Source organism: Rhodococcus sp. KB6 (assembly GCF_001445685.1).
GTDB classification, from domain to species: Bacteria; Actinomycetota; Actinomycetes; order Mycobacteriales; family Mycobacteriaceae; genus Rhodococcus_F; species Rhodococcus_F qingshengii.
The window spans coordinates 145418-165258 of sequence record NZ_LNAK01000151.1 but is presented as its reverse complement, the minus strand read 5'-3'; the positions used below and the strand labels follow the sequence as shown (position 1 = coordinate 165258).

Genomic DNA, 19841 nt, shown 5'->3' with positions numbered 1-19841 from the left:
ACCACTAGGAAATACCATGACCAGCACTGATACTCGTGTCATCGCGCACTGGTTGGACGGCAAGCCGTTCGCCGGAACGTCCGAGGACACCGCCACCGTCACCAACCCCGCCACCGGACAGATCACCGGCCGACTGGCCCTGGCGAACCTCGAGGACGCCCGCGCTGTCATCGACGCGGCTGCGGCGGCCTTCCCCGCCTGGCGTGACACCTCACTGGCCCGGCGCACACAGGTACTGTTCAGCTTCCGCGAACTCCTCAATGCTCGCAAAGGTGAACTCGCCGAGATCATCACAGCCGAGCACGGCAAGGTTCTCTCCGACGCCCTCGGCGAAATCAGCCGCGGGCAGGAAGTTGTCGAATTCGCTTGCGGAATACCGCATCTCCTCAAGGGCGGATACACCGAGAATGCATCGACCAAGGTCGACGTCTACTCCATCCGCCAACCCCTCGGCCCCGTCGGCATCATCTCGCCCTTCAACTTTCCCGCGATGGTCCCCATGTGGTTCTTCCCGGTCGCCATCGCCGCCGGGAACACCGTGATTCTCAAGCCCTCGGAGAAGGACCCCACCGCGGCGATCTGGCTCGCCGAACTCTGGGCCGAAGCCGGTCTGCCCCCCGGCGTCTTCAACGTCCTCCAAGGTGACAAGCTCGCCGTCGACGAACTTCTGGAAAACAAAGCAGTCAAAGCGATTTCGTTTGTCGGATCCACCCCCATCGCCCAGTACGTCTATGCCACCGGCACCGCCAACGGCAAACGCGTGCAAGCACTCGGCGGCGCCAAGAACCACGCCATCGTTCTGCCGGACGCCGACCTCGACCTCGCCGCCGACGCAATGGTCAACGCGGGATTCGGCTCCGCGGGTGAACGATGCATGGCGATCTCCGCCCTGGTCGCAGTCGGCGACATCGCCGACGAACTGGTTGCCAAGATCGTCGAACGCACGACTCCCCTCGTCACCGGTGACGGCACCAAGAACTCCGACATGGGTCCGCTCGTCACCAAGGCCCATCGCGACAAGGTCGCGTCCTATGTCGATGCCGGGGAGAAGGACGGTGCCACGATCGTGGTCGACGGACGCACAGTTCAGGCCGATGGTGGACCGGACGGCTTCTGGCTCGGGCCCACCCTCATCGATTACGTCACCACCGACATGTCGATCTACACCGACGAAATCTTCGGGCCTGTCCTCTCCGTCGTGCGTGTCGATACCTACGACCAAGCCCTCGAACTGATCAACAACAACCCGTACGGAAACGGCACCGCCATCTTCACCAACGACGGCGGCGCTGCCCGACGCTTCCAGAACGAGGTGGAGGTCGGCATGATCGGCATCAACGTCCCCATCCCGGTTCCCATGGCCTACTACAGCTTCGGCGGCTGGAAGAACAGCCTCTTCGGTGACACCCACGCTCACGGGACAGAAGGTGTTCATTTCTTCACGCGAGGTAAAGCCGTCACCAGTCGCTGGCTCGACCCCAGCCACGGCGGCATCAACCTCGGCTTCCCCGAGAACAGTTAGCCGACAAGACATCTGTGGCCGAGACTCTCGAAGAGGCTCGGCCACAGATGTTTTCGAGAGGTCTACGTGACCGTGGGGTGGTACGTCAGTACCTGAACTCCGGATTCGTACCGACGATCGTCCTTCAACTCGAGGACGATCTTGTCGGCCGATTCGGGGAACACTCTCCCGCCGGACCCGAGAATGACCGGGAAGACCATCAGACGAAGCTCGTCGACCAGACCGGCCAGCAACAACGCGTGGACGAGCGTCCGACTTCCCGCGACCAAGATCTCGCCGTCGATCTGCTCCTTGAGCTTCGGGACAGATTCCTCGATGGGACCGTCGAGCGCCGTCGAGTTGTTCCATTCGAGCGGTTCGGTCGAACTCGTGACGACGTACTTGGGCATCTCGTTCATCTTGTCCGCAAAGCCTTGGTCGTCCTCGCGCTCGGGCCAGGCACCGGCGAAGCTCTCGTAGGTCCGCCGCCCGAGCAGAAGGACGTCCGCGGCGAGGGTTTCGTCGAGTTTGAACTTCATCTGATCGCCCTCCTGGTACGGAAAGACCCATCCAGTGTGCGCATAACCCGGTTCGCCACCGGGAGCTTCCATCACCATGTCCAAGGACACGAATTCTGTCACCACGATCTTGCCCATACCGATCCCCTGTCGTCAGTGCGTGTGCGCCATTCGAGTAGCCGACTACCCCACTGTTACAGACTCTGCGTGGTGGTGGAACTCATCGGCGGCGATCGTCCACTATGACCGATGTACAAACCGAATCGCCTGTTTTCGATCCCTCTGCTTGCGTGGCGATTCGGACGTTCCCTCACGTTCGCATACCCTCGTATATCGATGATGTGGCGTCGAAAGTGTGCAGTGGCAGTAGCCGGAACAGTGCTCTCAGGGAGCATTGCGTTTACCGGTGTCGTAGGGACCTCGGGAGTGGCCGGCGCCCAACCGGCCCCGCCGCCCACCACCACCACCGAAGCGCCGTTCACAACACCCAACACCGACAGCTGCCCTTTCACGAGTAGCCCGGCACCGGCGATCGATCTCTCCGAAGCACCCGCGCCCGGATCTACGGCCCCGACTGCTGTCCCGATTCCGGAAAGCCCTGTCGGTGGAGACAAGCTCGGCGAGTGCGGTGTTGTACTCCCTGACGGCGCTCCCCCGCTCCCGGCGGATATCGCGGCATCCGGATGGGTACTCGCGGACGCCGAAACCGGTGAGGTCCTCGCCGCGAAAGATCCGCACGGTCGCTACCGACCGGCCAGCACCATCAAGATGCTCTTGGCTCTTGTCGCGCTCGACGAACTCGATCTCGACACCGAAATCACCGCAACGGCCGAAGACGCGGACGCTGAAGGTAGCGCTGTCGGCATCGGCAAGGGCGGCAAGTACACCAACCGGCAACTGATGCAGGGCCTGGTCATGGCATCGGGAAATGATGCCGCGCACGCTCTTGCCCGCCAACTCGGCGGTGACGCTGCAGCCGTGTCGAAAATGAACGCGCTCGCGGCCGAACTCGGCGCCCTCGACACCCGCACGGCAACTCCATCCGGACTCGACGGCCCGGGGATGAGCAGCTCGCCGTACGACCTGGCCGTGATTTTCCATACCGCCCTGCAGAATCCGACGTTTGCCGGTCTGATCCATACCGAGACCGTCGAATTTCCCGGCTTCCCCAAAGATCCGACGATTCCCGACGATCAGGACCGCCCCGGATTCACTCTCGCCAACGACAATCAACTGCTCTACAACTACGACGGCGCATTGGGCGGCAAGACCGGCTTCACCGACGACGCCCGCCACACGTATGTGGGTGGCGCGGAGCGTAACGGCCGGAAACTACTGGTGACATTGATGGGCGGCGAAGCCAAGCCGATCCGTCCGTGGGAACAAGCTGCCCGTCTACTCGACTACGGATATGCACTCCCCGCGAGCACAACCGTCGGCTCGTTGACGGACCGATCCACCGACGATGCCTCGCCCGATGTCACTCGCACACCGTCTGCCGCTGCACCAGGCTCGATCTCGGCAGCACCCACCGCTACCGACGCCGAATCCGACACCACTGACCGCATACTCATCGGTGCTGTCGGTGGAGTAGTGGTGATCGCGCTGGTGGCGGGAGCCGTTGCCCTCAACCGTCGGAGGCGCTAGCGCGGCCGACGACGCATGAAGCCCGAAAGACCCAGGCCGGCAACCGCACCCGTGGCGATCAGCGCAGCCACGCGAGACGGTGAAGCACCGTCACTGACAACGATTCGCGGCGAGATCACTGCGGGATCCGGCGGCGGAACGAACGCCAGGGCCATACTTTCCTTGGTCGTCGCCGCCCACGCCGTGCAGAACAGCAGCATCCGTGACGCCGTGAACACGAACACGAGCAAACCGATGATCGGACCGAATGCCACGCCCGCTGGTCCGTTGGTGACGGCAGCGAGGTAGATCGCACCCACCTGCTTGAAGATCTCGAACACAATCGCGGCGATAACCGCTGCCTGCGCAGCGCTACGCAGCGTGACAGGCTCGCGCGGCAGCCGGGCGATCACCCACAGGAACACCGCCCACGTCGCCAGGAGTGAGAGCAACAGTGAAGCAACTCTGAGCCCCACGCCGACACCGGTGATGTTCTCGAGGTTGAGCCATTTCACGATCTGAGTCGCAACCGGCCCACTGCTCAGCGCCGACATTCCCAGTGAGACGACCATGGCGAGAGCCAGACCGACGAGGGCCCCTGCGTCACCAAGTTTGGTACGTACGAACCCCTTCGGCTCGCGCTTGCTCTCCCACATCGCCGTCAGCGCGTCGCGAACATTTGCCATCCAACCGAGACCCGCGTACGCAGCACCCAGGAGGCCGAAGATTCCGACGCTCGCGCGCGAGTCGATGGCCGAATCGATCAGCGTGTTGATGGTGTCACCCAAGCTGCCCGGAATGCTCTTGGTGATCTGCTCCTGAATCGACTCCAGGTACTCGGGATGCCCGGCCAATACGAAACCGGCCACTGCAAACGCGACCATCATGATCGGAATCAACGCGAGAACGCTGAAGTACGTGATACCAGCAGCGTAATAGTCGCCTTTTTGCTCTTGAAACCGTCCGGCCGCGCGAACCAGATGATCGAGCCAGGGTCGCGCTGCCCGTTGCTTCTCGAGAAAGCTCGGTGCGTCGTCGTCCGTGTCAGCCATTGCCGTCCCCCTCATGTTCGGTCAGGCGTCGTGAGTCCGAATTCGCGTAAGTCAGCCCTTCGGTGCCAGGAATCCGACCTTGTCATAGACAGCGGCGAGAGTGCGTGAAGACACCTCACGGGCGCGGTGCGCTCCGGCCGCGATGATGCGATCCAGCTCTGCCTCGTCGGCAAGGTAACCGTCGACCTTCGCCTTGAGTGGGGTGACGAACTCGGTCAGCACGTCAGCGGTATCGGTCTTGAGGTCGCCGTACCCCTTGCCCTCGTAACCGGCCACCAGAGTCTCGATCGGTACTCCCGAGAGAGCCGACTGAATGGTGAGCAGGTTGCTGACGCCCGGCTTGGCCTGCGGGTCGAAACGAATCTCGCGCTCGTTGTCGGTGACGGCCGACTTGATCTTTTTTGCCGACACCTTCGGATCGTCGAGCAGATTGATCAGTCCGGCCGCACTGGCGGCGGACTTGCTCATCTTGGCGGTCGGATCCTGCAGGTCGTAGATCTTTGCCGTGCCCTTGATGATCTGCGGCTCGGGAACGACGAACGCCTTGCCGTAGCGGGTGTTGAACCGGCCGGCCAGATCGCGTGCGAGTTCGAGGTGCTGACGCTGATCCTCACCCACGGGGACGCGCTGCGGGCGGTACAGAAGGATGTCCGCGGCCATCAGAACCGGATACGTGAACAAACCGACACTGGCGTTGTCGCTGCCCTGCTTGGCGGACTTGTCCTTGAACTGCGTCATACGGCTGGCTTCACCGAAACCGGTGATGCAGTTCAGGACCCACGCCAACTGTGCGTGCTCGGGAACCTGACTCTGTACGAACAGCGTCGCCCGATCCGGATCGATCCCCACCGCAAGGAGCTGAGCCACCGCAACCTTGGTGCGACGACGCAATTCCTTCGGGTCCTGCGTCACCGTGATGGCGTGAAGATCCGGAATGAAGTAGAAAGCGTCGAAATCGTCCTGCAACGGAACCCACTGCTGCAGCGCACCCAGGTAGTTGCCGAGGTGGAAAGAATCCGACGTCGGCTGGATTCCGGAAAGCACGCGAGGCTTTGCGGTGGGCTTCTGTTCTGCAGGGGTCGACATGGTTCCGATCTTTTCACGAGTGGAAATCAGTGCAGTGGCGTGGTGCCCGGGTAGTCGAGTTCGACGAGGTCTTCACCGTGGGCGGTGAGGTCCTCCGCACCGAACTGGTAGACGGTCCGGAAAACGACGGGTTCCCATTCTTCGGCGTAGAAGTCCATCGTTTCGCGGAACCACTCCAACTGATCCTGTTGCTCGGACAGTAGAGAACCCGCACCTCGGACCACAACTACATATCCGGCGCCGAGTCCGAGGACGTCGTCGAGATCGCGCATGACATCGTCGAAAGCGTCTTTGTTTCGCCCGAAGTGGGACGGAAACTGGAAGGCTGCCGCAAACTCGTCGAAGACCTGCGCCGTTGTCCGCATGTTCTCTCCGCGAACCACCCGAACGACAAAATTCTCGGCACGGAGTTGACGTGCAAGATCATCTGCAACGGCCGGGTCGCTCTGCAGCGCCACCGAAACCACATCCGAAGACGGATCCAGCCACTGCGCCACGCTGACCGTAGACGAATCGGACATCAGCGAATCCTCACAAACGTGTCGTAGTGATCGAGGGTGTACCACGCCGAACCGTCGTTGCCGGTGACGATTCGCTCGGCGTCGCGTCCTTGGCCGTTCTTCTTCGGGTTCACGTCCCATTCCTGATAGACGACACGTCCGCCACCGGCACCGGCACCGACAGCGGGTAGGCGGCCTTCGCTGTTGCGGAAGGTGATGCCGCCCTTGGTGCCCGGCGCATTGGCGGAATCCGGCCACCTCCCGGCGTCGATCTCGACCAGCGTGGCGAGCACTCGCGCCGGCGCATCGGTGCTTGTCTGCTGCGTTGGCTTGGCAGCGGAATTCGAGGGCGCGGAATTCGAGGGCACGGAACTCGACGGCGCAGCCTTGGTGGTAGCACCCGGCTTGGCTTGAACAGTCGAGGACTGGGCACTCGAGGACTTCGTCACCGACGACGCCGAACTGTCGGAGTCACGTGAAGAAAGGGTGACCGCCAGCACGAGCGCAACCACCGCCACCACGACGGTGATGATGGCGTTGCGCGTCTTTGCGCTCGGCATTTTCAGACCTTCAGACATACGCGTCTCTATCGGTACGAGACGGTGACAGGCGCATGATCCGACCAACGGAGGTCGTAGGACTCAGCGCGTTCCACGAGCGCGACCTTGGCCCGCTCGGCGTATCCGCGAGTGGCAACCTGGTAATCGATACGCCAACCCGAATCGTTGTCGAATGCCTTTCCGCGGTACGACCACCACGAGTACGGGCCCTCGACACCCGGATGGAGGGTGCGGAAGACGTCCACCCACGCGGAATCTTCGGCGAACAGCAGATCCATCCAGGCGCGCTCCTCGGGGAGGAATCCCGAAGACTTCTTGTTGGTCTTCCAGTTCTTGAGGTCGAGTTCGGTGTGCGCGATGTTCCAATCGCCGCTGACCACCACGTGACGATCGGCAGCCTCGGCCGCTGCAGCGGTGGAGGCGAGGTGAACTGCGAAGGATGCCATGAACCGCTCCTTCTCCTCCTGCTTCGGCGTGAGCGCCTCACCGGAGGGCAGGTACAGGCTCGCGACGGTCAGATCCGCGAAGTCGGCTTCGATGTATCGACCGGCGTCGAGAAACTCGTCGTCCCCGTGACCGATCCGCACCGCGTCCGGTTCCGTGCGTGAGAGCACCGCGACTCCGTTGCGTCCCTTCACGGACGGCTCGGCGGAGACCAGGAACCATCCGTTGCCGAGTGCCGGCTCGAGAGTCTCGCGAAGCTGATCGTCCGACGCACGCGTTTCCTGAAGGCAGATGAAATCCGCCGACGTCTTCTCCAGCCAGTCGAGCATGCCCTTGCGGGCAGCTGCTCGAACGCCGTTGACGTTCACGGACGTGATGGTGTGGGGCGCAAGAATGTGGGAGTCAGCAGTTTGTGGCACGGCAAGCACCGTAGCCGATTCCACCGACGCGGATGGGCGCCCAGGTCAGCGCGCGGCCCTACGCTGCAGAATCACCGCTACCGCCAGCACGACGAGACCCGCGACGGCCAGCAACGACCCCACCGCTGCCGGCGCGGTGTACCCGTAACCGGCTGCGATGACGACGCCGCCGATCCACGCTCCGAAGGCGTTGGCGATGTTGAGTGCGGCGTGATTGAGAGACGCGGCCAAGGTCTGAGCATCCTCGGCGACATCCATCAACCGTGTCTGGAGGCCAGGCACCATCGACGACCCGGCGAGCCCGATGAGGAAGACGAAGACGAGCGCCGTGTACGGATTGCGCACGGCGATAACGAAGATCGCGAGGATGACCACGAGGGATCCCATCGACAGGAACAAGCCCTTCATCAGTGCGCGATCCGCGAGGTATCCACCGACGAAGTTGCCGGCCACCATGCCCAGTCCGTACAGCATGAGTGCGAGGGGAATGAACGAAGCGCCAAGCCCGGACACGTCGGTGAGAGTCGTACTGATGTAGGTGTAGACGGCAAACATCCCGCCGAATCCGACCATGCCCACGATCAGGGTCATCCACACCTGAACGCGGCCCAGTGCCCCGAGTTCGGTGATCGGATTCGTCACCGGCATGCCGTCCAAACGCGGAATCCAGACGAAGAGCGAAGCAACGGTTGCCACTCCGATCACCGCAACCAAGGCGAAGGCGCTGCGCCAGCCGAGTGCCTGGCCGATCCAGGCCGCGACCGGTACCCCGATCACGTTGGCCACGGAAAGACCCATCATCACCATGGCGACGGCCTTCGCGCGTTTTCCCGGTTCGGCCAGGTGAGCTGCGACCAGAGCGGCGACTCCGAAATACGCGCCGTGCGGCAATCCGGCGACGAAGCGGGCCATCATCAGCGTCGTGTACGAGGGCGCGAAAACCGAGGCGGCATTGCCGACGGTGAACGCGACCATGAGTGCGATCAACAGGGTGCGGCGCGGTACTCGTGCGGTGAGTGCAGCGATCAGCGGAGCGCCGACGACAACTCCGAGCGCGTACGCCGAGATCACGTGACCCGCGACGGGTTCCGAGACGCCGAGTCCGGATGCCATTTCCGGGAGCAACCCCATGGAGACGAACTCGGTTGTGCCGATACCGAAACCACCGAGAGCGAGAGCGAGCATCGCCGGACCTCTGGCGGAACGAACCCCGGGTGTCGAGGTGTCAGAACGGGAGAGGGTAGACGAAGTCACTGACCAATTGTGGTCTCACACCTGGTTGAACTTCCAAGTGAGAGCGGGTGAGTTCACTCACGTGAGACCGCGAACACAAATGGGACGCCCGGTTTCCCAGACGTCCCATTTGACAGGTGAAGCGGTGAATCTACTTCGCGGCCATGGCCTTCTGCAGGTTCACGTCGAGCGCGCCGAGGAACTCCTCGGTGGTCAGGTAGCCCTGATCGCCGCCGACCAGCATCGAGAGGTCCTTGGTCATCTGGCCGCTTTCGACGGTCTTGATGACAACGTCTTCGAGCGCCTGCGCGAAGCCGATGACCTCAGGGGTGCTGTCGAGCTTGCCACGATGCTCGAGCCCGCGGGTCCACGCGAAGATGGACGCGATCGGGTTGGTCGAGGTGGGCTTGCCCTGCTGGTGCTGACGGTAGTGACGCGTCACGGTGCCGTGAGCAGCCTCTGCCTCACAGGTCTTTCCGTCCGGTGTCAGCAGAACCGACGTCATGAGGCCGAGCGAACCGAAGCCCTGGGCCACGGTGTCGGACTGGACGTCGCCGTCGTAGTTCTTGCATGCCCAGACGTATCCGCCCTCCCACTTGAGTGCGGAAGCGACCATGTCGTCGATGAGGCGGTGCTCGTAGGTCAGACCTGCAGCATCGAACTCAGCCTTGAACTCGGTCTCGTAGACGTGCTGGAAGATGTCCTTGAAGGCACCGTCGTACGCCTTGAGAATGGTGTTCTTGGTGGACAGGTACACCGGGTAGTTCTGCTGCAGTCCGTAGGTGAGCGACGCGCGAGCGAAGTCACGGATGGACGTGGTGAAGTTGTACTGCCCCTGGACGACGCCGCCCTCTTCGGGGAAGTTGACAAGTTCGTGCTCGATCGGTGCGCTGCCGTCCTCAGGCGTGTAGGTGATCATCACCTTGCCGGGGCCGGGGACCTTGAAGTCTGTGGCGCGGTACTGGTCGCCGAATGCGTGACGGCCGATGATGATCGGCTTGGTCCAGCCCGGAACGAGTCGCGGAACGTTGGAGATGATGATCGGTGCGCGGAAGATCGTGCCGCCGAGAATGTTGCGGATCGTTCCGTTCGGGGAACGCCACATCTTCTTGAGACCGAATTCCTCGACACGTGCCTCGTCCGGCGTGATCGTGGCGCATTTGACGCCGACGCCGTGCTTCTGGATCGCGTGCGCTGCGTCGATGGTGACCTGATCGTCGGTCTCGTCGCGGTACTCGATACCGAGGTCGTAGTACTCGAGGTTCACATCGAGATACGGATGGATCAACTTGTCTTTGATGAACTGCCAGATAATGCGCGTCATCTCATCGCCGTCGAGTTCGACGACGGTGCCCTCAACCTTGATTTTGGACATGGGTGCTTCGCGTCCTCCTAGGAAGTTTCCCTGGTTACACGGTTGCGGTCACACTTTGTGAGTGGGTCCGCGAACGGTTCGATTATCAAACCTAGACGGTGTGGACTGATCTCGGGAGATGAGTCCCAAACAAGACAAGCGTACTGCTAACCCGTGAGGCCGCAACCGGCAGGTCCACTCATCGGTCTCTACTCGCGAGTAACTTTTGCCTGCTAGTGGGCTGCGTCGCTCTGCCTCGCGTGCGGTTGCGGCTCACATTTCGCCCCGTGTCAGGACTGCGCTCACTTCCCGGTAGAATCCGACTTGGTCATGAGTGCCAGCGTCAAGCCCCGGCTCGCTGGACGGCAACCCTCCAACCGCGGTGGGGTGCCCCGGGTGATGACCAGGTTTCCCGACGTGGATCTGCTCGCGCAGTTCCACCGCAATTCGGGTGACAAGCGCGGGTCCGACAGGGACGGACCCCAGACCGGGCCGAGCCCCACGGAGGTATTTCAGTATGTGTCGCACTTGTAGATAGACCCCAGCACGGGGCGGCGATCATTCGCCCCCGTCCGACATCTATCCGTCAGACCACTGGAGTGAACAAATCATGACCGACAACACAGCCGACGCCGCAGCAACTTCGGATCCGACCGCGAACTGGTCGTTCGAGACCAAGCAGGTGCACGCCGGACAAACAGCGGACACCGCCACCAACGCGCGCGCTCTGCCGATCTACCAGACCACCAGCTACGTCTTCGACAGCACCGATCACGCTGCGGCACTGTTCGGCCTCGCCGAGCCGGGCAACATCTACACGCGGATCATGAATCCCACACAGGACGCCGTCGAGCAGCGCATCGCTGCCCTCGAAGGCGGAGTCGCCGCACTCCTCCTCTCCTCGGGTCAGGCCGCCGAGACCATCGCGATCCTCAACATCGCCGAGGCCGGCGACCACATCGTCTCCAGCCCGTACCTGTACGGCGGCACGTACAACCTCCTGCACTACACCCTTCGCAAGCTGGGTATCGAAGTCACGTTCATCGAGGATCCCGACAATCTCGAGCAGTGGCGCGAAGCCATTCGCCCGAATACGAAGGCGTTCTACGGCGAAACGATCGCCAATCCGAAGAACCACATCCTCGACCTACCCGGTATCTCGTCACTGGCCCACGAGAACGGTCTTCCGTTGATCGTGGACAACACAGTCGCGACGCCGTACCTGCTTCGCCCACTCGAACACGGCGCCGACATCGTCGTTCACTCCGCCACCAAATACCTTGGTGGACACGGCACCGCGATCGCCGGCGTCATCGTCGACGGTGGCACTTTCGACTGGACGCAGGGTCGCCACACGAACTTCACGACGCCTGATCCCAGCTACCACGGCGTCACCTTCGCGGACCTCGGCGCGCCGGCGTTCGCACTCAAGGCCCGCGTCCAACTGCTGCGCGATCTCGGTTCCGCCGTGGCGCCGTTCAACGCGTTCCTCATCGCGCAGGGTATCGAAACCTTGAGCCTGCGCATCGAGCGCCACGTATCCAATGCACAGAAGGTCGCCGAATTCCTCGACGGCCACGGTGAGGTGGCTTCCGTTTCCTACGCGGGACTTCCCTCCTCGCCATGGTTCGAACGTGGAAAGCAGCTGACGCCCAAGGGAACCGGCGCCATCGTCACCTTCGAGCTGCCCGGCGGTATCGATGCGGGCAAGACGTTCGTCAACGCCCTGACGCTGCACAGCCACGTCGCCAACATCGGTGACGTTCGCTCACTCGTCATCCACCCCGCCTCGACGACACACTCGCAGCTCACCCCCGAAGAGCAGCTCGCCTCCGGTGTCACCCCCGGGCTCGTCCGCCTCGCGGTCGGCATCGAAGGAATCGACGACATCCTCGCCGATCTCACCGTCGGCCTGGCAGCGGTGGCAAACTCGTGACCGTGAACGAATTGGAGCCCAGGATCGACCTCCTGCCCCCACCCGACGGCCAGGTGGGGTTCGTCGACATCGGTGCCTTGGAACTCGAGAGCGGCGCGGTGCTCCCATCGGTTTCGCTCGCCGTTCAGCGGTGGGGTGAGCTTTCCCCGAACCGCGACAACGTCGTACTCGTCGAGCACGCACTGACCGGAGACTCACACGTCACCGGACCGATCTCCGCGAATCAGCCCTCCCCCGGCTGGTGGAACGGGATGGTCGGCCCCGGCGAACCGATCGACACCGGCGAATGGTGCGTCATCGCAACCAATGTCCTCGGTGGTTGTCGCGGCACGACCGGTCCCAGTTCGCCGGCCGACGACGGCAAGCCGTGGGGCAGCAGGTTCCCGGAGATCTCCATCCGGGATCAGATCGCGGCGGAGAAGAAGCTCGTCGATCTCCTCGGGATCGACCAGTTGGCCTCGGTAGTCGGCGGATCCATGGGGGGCATGCGCACCCTCGAATGGGCAGTTACCTACCCGGACGGCATTCGCTCCGCGTTGGTTCTCGCAACCGGTTCACGGGCCACTGCAGATCAGATCGGCACCCAGACGACGCAGATCGCTGCCATCGTCTCCGATCCGGATTGGCAGGGCGGTGACTACCACGGAACGGGGCGGGCACCTCGCGCCGGACTCGGCATCGCCCGTCGCATCGCGCACCTCACGTACCGCACCGAGGCCGAACTTGACGCACGCTTCGAGAACTCCGCTCAGAACGACGAAAATCCTTGGAACGGTGGACGATACGCCGTACAGAGTTACCTGGAACATCAGGCAGACAAGCTGGTCGACCGCTTCGACCCGAGCACGTACGTCCTCCTGACCGAGGCCATGAACCGGCACGACATCGGTCGTGGACGCGGCGGTGTTGCGGCGGCGTTGGCATCGATCACGGCACCGGTCGTGGTGGGCGGCGTCGACTCGGATCGGCTGTATCCCCTTCGCTTGCAGGAGGAGATCGCCGACGGAATTTCCACGTGCAGCGGCCTCGAGATTCTCAAGTCCAAGGACGGCCACGACGGCTTCCTGACGGAGGCGGACGCCGTCGCCGGACTGCTTCGCCGAACGATGGAGTTCGCGCGTACGGCTCGCTGATTCGGCACAGAGCCACGTTTTCAGGATTCGTCAATGTCGGGAAAACCACAGCTGATCTGCGGGTTTTCCCGACATTCTCATTGGCGAACGTGAGCCGGCGCGGCTAGCATCGGCGAACGTGAATCAGCCATGCTCGACGCGCCTGCAGGCTACGTACATTCCCGAGCACATGTCCTTCGCGTTCTGGGGTGACGCAGACCCGGCAGCGCGGCTGTCGGCACTGGGGATGCCGACCGGGTCGCCGGGCGTGTGCAGGCTTGCGATCCCGGTCGACGAGTCGATCACAGCAACCGACGTCGGAGCGCAACTGCTCGACCTCACCACCGCGATCGACGCGTTCCACAACCTCGATGCTGGTCGCGGCGACCTCGGATCGTCGCTGCTCGCGTGGAAGCGCGTCATCGACACCGGCGCACATGACATTCCGACCGCAGCGCATGCCGCGATCGAGCACGACGACACGAAGATCCGAAGCGCCGAGTCCACGGTGCGGTTGTTCACGGATGCGCGTACAGCCGTGGACAGCCTTCGCCGAGCAAAGATTCAGGCGACTCTGCGCCCGTATCAAATGCAGGGAGTTGCCTGGCTGACGGCTCTGTCGGGTTCGGGTGGTGGGATCTTGGCCGACGAGATGGGTTTGGGTAAGACACTGCAAGCGATTTCGATGATCGCGATCCGCGCCGGCGACGGTCCGCATCTGGTTGTGTGTCCCACCTCGGTGATAGGAAACTGGCGCCGCGAGATCGAGCGATTCGCTCCGCATCTGCCACTGCACGTTCATCACGGGGCCGCCCGTGCACTTCCCACTCGTATCCCCGCCGGCACTACGGTTCTGACCAGCTACAGCGTCTTGCGTTCCGACGCAGCCCAATTTGCCCCGGTCCATTGGAGTTCAGTGGTCTTCGACGAGGCGCAACAGATCAAGAACCCCGCTTCCCTCGCCGCGAAAGCAGCAATGCAGTTGTCGGCGGACGTCAAGGTAGCGATGACCGGCACGCCGGTGGAGAACCGCCTCGAAGAATTGTGGTCACTCTTTCGCGTCGCAAATCCCGACGTCCTCGGAACTCGCGCACGGTTTCGTCAACGCTTTGCCGTCCCGATCGAATCCGGTCGATCGGCCACCGCGGCGACCAGACTTGCCGCGGTGATCGATCCTTTCATTCTGCGCAGAACCAAAGACACAGTGGCCAAGGATCTTCCGCCCAAACAGTTCTCCACGGTCTCGTGCACTCTGACGTCGGAACAGGCGCGCATCTACCGGTCGGCAGTTGCCGATGCGTTCGACTCCGGATTGGGCACGGGAATTGCCCGGCGCGGCAACATTCTTGCCCTTCTGACCACCCTCAAGCAGGTATGCAATCACCCGGCGCAGGTCACCGGCGATACGGACGACCTCTACGGAAGATCCGGAAAGCTCGACCGCGCAATGGAAATGATCGCCGAGATCGTCGACGACGGCGATCGCGCGCTGATATTCACGCAGTACCGGACGATGGGCGAGATGCTCTCGCGACACCTGGGAGCCGAACTGGGTATCGGTGCCGTGCCTTTCCTCCACGGCGGCCTGAACACCGACAAACGAGACGCGATGGTCGACGCGTTCCAGAACGAGACGGATTCACCACCGGTTCTGATTCTGAGCTTGCGCGCCGCCGGCTTCGGCCTCAACCTCACGCGCGCAAGTCATGTCGTGCACTACGACCGGTGGTGGAACCCAGCCGTCGAGGATCAAGCAACCGACCGGGCACACCGCATCGGCCAGAAACGCACCGTCAACGTCCATACCTTGGTGACGGGCGGTACCGTGGAGGATCACATAGCAGCGATGCACGAGTCCAAACGAGCTGTGGCCGATGCTGTCTCCGGGAACGTCGAGGCCGCGCTGGCCGATCTCCCCGACACCGAACTGCGTGAACTTCTCGAACTCGACGGCGCGGTGATCATCTGATGGCCAACGAATTCGGCGTCACCGCTTGGGGTCGAGCGTGGCTGCGCACGGTGGAGCGGACCGCGGCGTCCGGTCCGAACCCGTCCCTGCCGACGGCTCGCACCCTGGCACGCAACGGTTCCGTGGAGTTCACCGTCGTCTCGTCGGGGACTGTCGTCGCCGAGGTGAGCACCAAGGCAAAAACTTCGTCAGTGACGATTGGTGTCCCGCTCTGGACCAAATCCGAGATCGCTGCAGTGAAGAGCCTTCTCCGTTCGGCTGGAAAGGCGAACAGATCCGTCTCCACCGGCGAACTGCCGGACAGCATCGTCACCGAACTGCAGGCTCGAAATATCGCAGTAGCCGTTGATCTTTCGGAGTGCACTGCCAGCTGCGACTGCTCAGGTAGACGCTCGCCGTGCGTTCACCATCTCGCCGCGATCTACGCCCTCGCCGGGCGAATCGACGAGGAACCTGCACTTGCGGTGACGTTACGGAGTGCACCGGTCAAGGCTGGAAAGAAGTCGACATCCGCACATTCACCGGAGTGGATCCCTTTGAGTGATATCGATATTCGCTCGTTCTACGGGGGCTGATCTTCTCAGTCGGTACCGAGCGGATCGATGGTCAGGGCGAGCGTCGCGATCAGCACACCCATAACGCCCATCGCCGCAGTGTCGAAGACCCTTCCACGCACCGCGAGCAACCCCACACGGTTCTCGGGAACGAACCACCGAGCGGCAGCTCCGATGATGACGGCAACACCGAAGACGAGGGCGCCGCGGCGCCACCGGTCGGCCAGCACGAGAACCACGGCCGCCGCGATCACGGCGAGGACCGCGAGCATGGGCAGATTCTTCTTCGCGAGGCCGACCAGTGAGGACATCGGACTCAGACTCCGGCCAGAACCCGCTCGGCGCGCTCGACCACGTTGGTGATCAGGAACGCGCGGGTCAGCGGTCCGACACCACCGGGGTTGGGTGAGACGAAGCCGGCGACCTCGTTGACGTCGGCTGCGACGTCGCCGCGCAGGCCGTCGTCGGTGCGACTGACGCCGACGTCGAGGACCGCTGCCCCGGGCTTGACCATGTCTGCGGTGATGAGGCCGGGAACGCCGGCGGCAGCGACGATGATGTCGGCGCGGCGAACCTCGGCCGCGAGATCGCGGGTACCGGTGTGGCAGAGCGTGACCGTCGCGTTCTCGCTACGACGCGTCAGCAGCAATCCGATCGGGCGACCGACTGTGACGCCTCGTCCGACTACCACCACGTGTGCGCCTGCAATAGGGACCTCGTAGCGGCGCAGGAGATGCAGGATTCCACGCGGGGTGCACGGCAGCGGGGCTTCCTTGCCCAACACCAGTCGACCGAGGTTGACCGGGTGCAAGCCGTCGGCGTCCTTGTCGGGGTCGATGCGCTCGAGGGCTGCGTTCTCGTCAAGGTGCTTGGGAAGCGGCAACTGCACGATGTAGCCGGTGCACTCGGGATTGGCATTGAGCTCGTCGATCGTCGCGTTGAGCTGCTCCTGCGTGATGTCGGCAGGCAGGTCGCGTCGCAAAGAATTGATACCGACCTTGGCGCAGTCGTTGTGCTTGCCGCGCACGTAAGCCGCGGATCCGGGGTCGTCGCCCACCAGGATGGTGCCCAAGCCGGGTGTGATGCCCTCTGCCTTCAGAGCGCTCACCCGCACCTTCAGGTCTTCGAAGATTTCGTCGCGGGTAGCTTTGCCGTCGAGGATCGTTGCAGTCACGGCGACCATTGTTCCAGGTTAGGGTCGATGAGTGACAACGGCTCCGGAACTACGCGGCCCGAGGGTGCTCCTCTCCCCCGTCGCGCCCGATCATCACGCCCGTCTGCGGGCAATTCACCTGCACCCGGACGTCGTGCACTGGTGGCAAAATCCCGACGACGACTGGCCTGCAGCGCCGGAGGCTGGCACCACGCGCTACAGCATCTTCCACGGCGACCACCTGATCGGCTTCATCCAGTGGTATGAGGCGGAGGACAACCCCGACTTCCGCCACGCCGGGCTCGACTTGTTCCTCGATCCCGACTTCCACGGCCGAGGGTTCGGTCGCGAATCGATTCGCGTGCTGTGTGCCCACCTGATCGACGACCTCGCATTCCACCGTCTGGTCATCGACCCGGAGGTCGACAACTCCGTCGCCATCGCGTGCTACCGATCGGTGGGGTTCAAAGACGTCGGGGTGATGCGCGAGTATTCGCGAGATCGCCATGGTGTGTGGAAGGACGGACTGCTGATGGATCTGCTCGCACGGGAATTCATCCGCTGATCGACTGGGACGAGTTCGAAAGGACCGACATCATGTTGCTGGACAAGGAATTCACGGCCACCCTGCAGAAGAGCGACGCCAAGGGCGGGTGGACTTATGTGATCTGGCCGGAGTCCGCCGAGTTCTTCGGCACCCGCGGCCTGGTCAAGGTACGCGGGACGATCGACGGACATCCGTTCCAGAGTTCGTTCATGGCGTTGGGAGACGGTAACCACAAGCTGCCGGTCAAAGCCGATCTTCGCAAAGCCATCGGCAAGGAGACCGGCGAGCTGGTGACGGTGCGCCTCGAGGAGCGCTTGGAGAGCTAGGCGCTGCTACTTCATGTCGACGACAAGACCGTGCGCCGACGCGTACGCCACCGCCTGCATCAACTCGATCTGCGCGTTTCCGACCGACGCGGACGTCCACAGGCTCGGATCGATCCGCGCACCGCGCAGGTCTGCACCTTCGAGTTTGAGTCCACCCGTGCGAGCACCGGACAGATCCGCGGACGCCAGCACCGCGCCCCGCATGTCGGCCCGAACCAGGTTCGCTTCACGGAAGCGGCATGAGGTGAAGTCGATCTTTCTCATGTCCGCCCCGCCGAGTGAGGTCAACGAGAAGTCGACTTCGTCGAGCGTCAACGGCCGGATGCGGCAACCGTCGAACGTCGACCCGAGCAGACTGCAGTTTCGGAACGTGCTGTGCCACAGGCTGGTCCGGGCAAAATTGCACGAGCGGAACGCAGTTCCCGTGTGCACGGACTCCCCCAGATCGGTGCCGGTGAAATCACAATCCGTGAACACCACCGACTCCGTCGTGAGTCCGGTGAGGTCGGCGTCTCGGAAATTGCAGTTGGTGAAAGTGCGCTGACGCCACTTCTGCCCGGCCAGCCGCGCGTCTGAATAGTCTTCGCCGACGACATCGTCGGATTCTTCGGGGAGCATGCCGTCCATACTGCCCCGCCGCACCGACACCGGTTCGATCGCCTAGGTCTCGCAGGCCACGCCGTCACCGTCACGATCAAGCTTGGACGAATAGCCGGGATCGCCGCGGTAGATCGGGGCAGCACCGGCCGCTCGCACGGCTGCACAGTTGGCGTAATACACCCCCGCGTCAGGCACCTTGGCCGGCGGCGGAACGTAGGCGGGTTCCGTTGTCTTCGGGGGCGTGTACGCCGGAGCGGGCGGAACGTACGGCGTTGTCGTGGTCTCCGGAACCTGAGGCACCAGCGGCACGATTGCCACGGTGGTTGTCGTGGTCGGCAGCGTCGTCGCGGTAGTCGTGGTCGGCGGGGCGGACGACGTTGTGGTCTTTGTCGTCGACGGGACAGTGCTCTTGGTTGTCGTCGCTGCAGCTGTCGCCGAAGAGGTCGCAGCAGGCGTCGTCGATTCTTCCGACTTGCCCGCTCCCGTCGCCGCGGCGATGGCAACCAGCCCCACGACTGCCGCGCCGGCGATCCACGGCCACTTACGCCGCGTCTTGCCTTCCTCGGCGTTAGTGTCCGGCGCCGCCGATCCGGGTGCGCCGAAGACCTGCGTGGGAGTGCCGAAAGCCTGAGTGGGTGCGTCGACGCCCTTGGGCCGTGTCTGCGCGGTCCACTGCTGACCGTCCCAGTAACGGTCGATCGTGGGGTCGAAGGGGTCGGGGTTCCAACCGGCGGGAGGGTTCATCAAAATGTCCGTTCTGCGAAGAGTGCCGGAAATAGATTCGCACGGACTGGCCGGTTTGTTACCAATTCGCCCACACTTCCCGACCGGTCTTCTCACGGACGTGGGCACCGATACGTCGCCCGGTACAGTTCCTCGAGTGTTCCGAGTGATGTTCCACGAGCCCCGCATCCCACCCAACACCGGAAACGCGATCCGCATGGTCGCAGGCACCGGTTGCGAACTCCACCTGGTCGGACCTCTCGGGTTCGACTTGTCGGAGCCGAAGCTCAAGCGCGCAGGCTTGGACTACCACGACCTGGCGACTGTCACGGTCCACGAAAACCTGACCGCTGCCTGGGAAGCCGTCACCCCCGCTCGCGTGTTCGCCTTCACCGCGCACGCGACCACGTCGTATGCCGATATCGCCTACCAACCCGGCGACGTCCTGCTGTTCGGGCCCGAACCCACCGGACTGTCCGAAGAAGTATTGGCGGACGAACACGTCACCGAGCGCCTGCGTATCCCGATGCTGCCCGGACGCCGGTCCCTCAACCTGTCCAACGCTGCCGCCCTCGTGACGTACGAGGCCTGGCGTCAGCACGGGTTCAAGGGCGCTGTCTGATCGACG

Annotated in this window: 21 protein-coding genes and 1 riboswitch; of the genes, 9 read left to right on the top strand and 12 right to left on the bottom strand. The window is 63.2% G+C overall.

From position 1 onward, the window contains the following. The first annotated feature begins 16 nt into the window (after window positions 1–16). Window positions 17–1522: a CoA-acylating methylmalonate-semialdehyde dehydrogenase gene (locus ASU23_RS26455; protein WP_058039051.1), complete on the top strand. Its 1506-nt coding sequence runs from the start codon at window positions 17–19 to the stop codon at window positions 1520–1522. Between the two features lie 62 nt (window positions 1523–1584). Here ASU23_RS26455 and ASU23_RS26450 read toward each other — a convergent pair whose 3' ends face one another. Further along, window positions 1585–2157 carry a dihydrofolate reductase family protein gene (locus ASU23_RS26450; RefSeq protein WP_003940686.1) on the bottom strand — a complete coding sequence of 191 codons (573 nt, stop codon included), beginning with the start codon at window positions 2155–2157 and terminating at the stop codon, window positions 1585–1587. Between the two features lie 198 nt (window positions 2158–2355). Between ASU23_RS26450 and ASU23_RS26445 the strand changes: the two genes are divergently transcribed. Then, on the top strand, window positions 2356–3666 hold the full coding sequence (locus ASU23_RS26445) for a D-alanyl-D-alanine carboxypeptidase family protein (RefSeq protein WP_058039118.1): 1311 nt from the start codon (window positions 2356–2358) through the stop codon (window positions 3664–3666). Here the strand turns inward: ASU23_RS26445 and yhjD are convergent. From yhjD to ASU23_RS26410, 7 genes are all read right to left on the bottom strand, one after another. Next, on the bottom strand, window positions 3663–4697 hold the full coding sequence (gene yhjD, locus ASU23_RS26440; RefSeq protein ID WP_042449663.1) for an inner membrane protein YhjD: 1035 nt from the start codon (window positions 4695–4697) through the stop codon (window positions 3663–3665). The two genes, ASU23_RS26445 and yhjD, sit on opposite strands and share 4 nt — an antisense overlap. 51 nt (window positions 4698–4748) lie before the next feature. Further along, window positions 4749–5783 (bottom strand): tryptophan--tRNA ligase, encoded by a 1035-nt coding sequence (gene trpS / locus ASU23_RS26435; RefSeq protein WP_003941025.1) that lies wholly within the window; start codon window positions 5781–5783, stop codon window positions 4749–4751. 26 nt (window positions 5784–5809) lie between these two features. Then, entirely contained in the window at window positions 5810–6304 is a 495-nt protein-coding gene (locus ASU23_RS26430) for a barstar family protein (protein ID WP_058039050.1), read from the bottom strand. Then, on the bottom strand, window positions 6304–6843 hold the full coding sequence (locus ASU23_RS26425) for a ribonuclease domain-containing protein (protein WP_058039049.1): 540 nt from the start codon (window positions 6841–6843) through the stop codon (window positions 6304–6306). Before ASU23_RS26425 ends, ASU23_RS26430 begins: the two co-directional genes overlap by 1 nt. A 26-nt stretch (window positions 6844–6869) precedes the next feature. Next, a complete protein-coding gene (locus ASU23_RS26420) occupies window positions 6870–7715 on the bottom strand; it encodes an exodeoxyribonuclease III (protein ID WP_082661479.1) in 846 nt (281 codons plus the stop codon). Window positions 7716–7751: 36 nt separating this feature from the next. Further along, window positions 7752–8891, bottom strand: coding sequence for an MFS transporter (locus ASU23_RS26415; RefSeq protein ID WP_058039048.1), 1140 nt, complete (start codon window positions 8889–8891; stop codon window positions 7752–7754). A 199-nt stretch (window positions 8892–9090) separates the two neighbouring features. Further along, a complete protein-coding gene (locus ASU23_RS26410; protein WP_003940772.1) occupies window positions 9091–10314 on the bottom strand; it encodes an NADP-dependent isocitrate dehydrogenase in 1224 nt (407 codons plus the stop codon). A gap of 305 nt (window positions 10315–10619) precedes the next feature. Further along, window positions 10620–10760: riboswitch (SAM riboswitch) on the top strand. Window positions 10761–10903: 143 nt separating this feature from the next. On the opposite strand from ASU23_RS26410, the gene ASU23_RS26400 reads away from it, so the two are divergent. The 4 genes from ASU23_RS26400 to ASU23_RS26385 all read left to right on the top strand — a co-directional run bounded on the left by ASU23_RS26400 (window position 10904) and on the right by ASU23_RS26385 (window position 15885). After that, window positions 10904–12229 carry a bifunctional o-acetylhomoserine/o-acetylserine sulfhydrylase gene (locus tag ASU23_RS26400; protein WP_058039047.1) on the top strand — a complete coding sequence of 442 codons (1326 nt, stop codon included), beginning with the start codon at window positions 10904–10906 and terminating at the stop codon, window positions 12227–12229. Then, complete coding sequence (locus ASU23_RS26395) at window positions 12226–13362, top strand: homoserine O-acetyltransferase (RefSeq protein WP_058039046.1); 1137 nt, start codon at window positions 12226–12228, stop codon at window positions 13360–13362. The genes ASU23_RS26400 and ASU23_RS26395 overlap by 4 nt, the downstream gene beginning before the upstream one ends. 118 nt (window positions 13363–13480) lie before the next feature. After that, a complete protein-coding gene (locus ASU23_RS26390) occupies window positions 13481–15310 on the top strand; it encodes a DEAD/DEAH box helicase (protein WP_253741495.1) in 1830 nt (609 codons plus the stop codon). Next, a complete protein-coding gene (locus tag ASU23_RS26385) occupies window positions 15310–15885 on the top strand; it encodes a hypothetical protein (RefSeq protein WP_050654857.1) in 576 nt (191 codons plus the stop codon). Before ASU23_RS26390 ends, ASU23_RS26385 begins: the two co-directional genes overlap by 1 nt. Window positions 15886–15890: 5 nt before the next feature. Here the strand turns inward: ASU23_RS26385 and ASU23_RS26380 are convergent, their stop codons facing one another. Together ASU23_RS26380 and ASU23_RS26375 are read right to left on the bottom strand one after the other, a co-directional pair. Continuing rightward, window positions 15891–16175 carry a DUF3017 domain-containing protein gene (locus ASU23_RS26380; protein ID WP_003940740.1) on the bottom strand — a complete coding sequence of 95 codons (285 nt, stop codon included), beginning with the start codon at window positions 16173–16175 and terminating at the stop codon, window positions 15891–15893. Window positions 16176–16180: 5 nt separating this feature from the next. Then, window positions 16181–17038 carry a bifunctional methylenetetrahydrofolate dehydrogenase/methenyltetrahydrofolate cyclohydrolase gene (locus ASU23_RS26375; protein ID WP_007727401.1) on the bottom strand — a complete coding sequence of 286 codons (858 nt, stop codon included), beginning with the start codon at window positions 17036–17038 and terminating at the stop codon, window positions 16181–16183. 31 nt (window positions 17039–17069) lie between these two features. Between ASU23_RS26375 and ASU23_RS26370 the strand changes: the two genes are divergently transcribed. Beyond that, a complete protein-coding gene (locus ASU23_RS26370) occupies window positions 17070–17582 on the top strand; it encodes a GNAT family N-acetyltransferase (protein WP_063836256.1) in 513 nt (170 codons plus the stop codon). A gap of 32 nt (window positions 17583–17614) precedes the next feature. Then, window positions 17615–17890: a DUF1905 domain-containing protein gene (locus ASU23_RS26365; protein WP_007727403.1), complete on the top strand. Its 276-nt coding sequence runs from the start codon at window positions 17615–17617 to the stop codon at window positions 17888–17890. 6 nt (window positions 17891–17896) lie between these two features. On the opposite strand, the gene ASU23_RS26360 is transcribed toward ASU23_RS26365, so the two are convergent. Together ASU23_RS26360 and ASU23_RS26355 are read right to left on the bottom strand one after the other, a co-directional pair. Further along, window positions 17897–18517, bottom strand: a complete 621-nt coding sequence (locus tag ASU23_RS26360) for a pentapeptide repeat-containing protein (RefSeq protein WP_058039044.1) — start codon at window positions 18515–18517, stop codon at window positions 17897–17899. Between the two features lie 33 nt (window positions 18518–18550). Further along, the gene (locus ASU23_RS26355; protein ID WP_058039043.1) at window positions 18551–19234 is read right to left on the bottom strand and encodes an excalibur calcium-binding domain-containing protein; all 684 of its coding nucleotides are present in this window, start codon (window positions 19232–19234) and stop codon (window positions 18551–18553) included. A 136-nt stretch (window positions 19235–19370) separates the two neighbouring features. On the opposite strand from ASU23_RS26355, the gene ASU23_RS26350 reads away from it, so the two are divergent. Beyond that, window positions 19371–19835 (top strand): tRNA (cytidine(34)-2'-O)-methyltransferase, encoded by a 465-nt coding sequence (locus tag ASU23_RS26350; RefSeq protein WP_007727408.1) that lies wholly within the window; start codon window positions 19371–19373, stop codon window positions 19833–19835. Window positions 19836–19841: the final 6 nt, after the last annotated feature.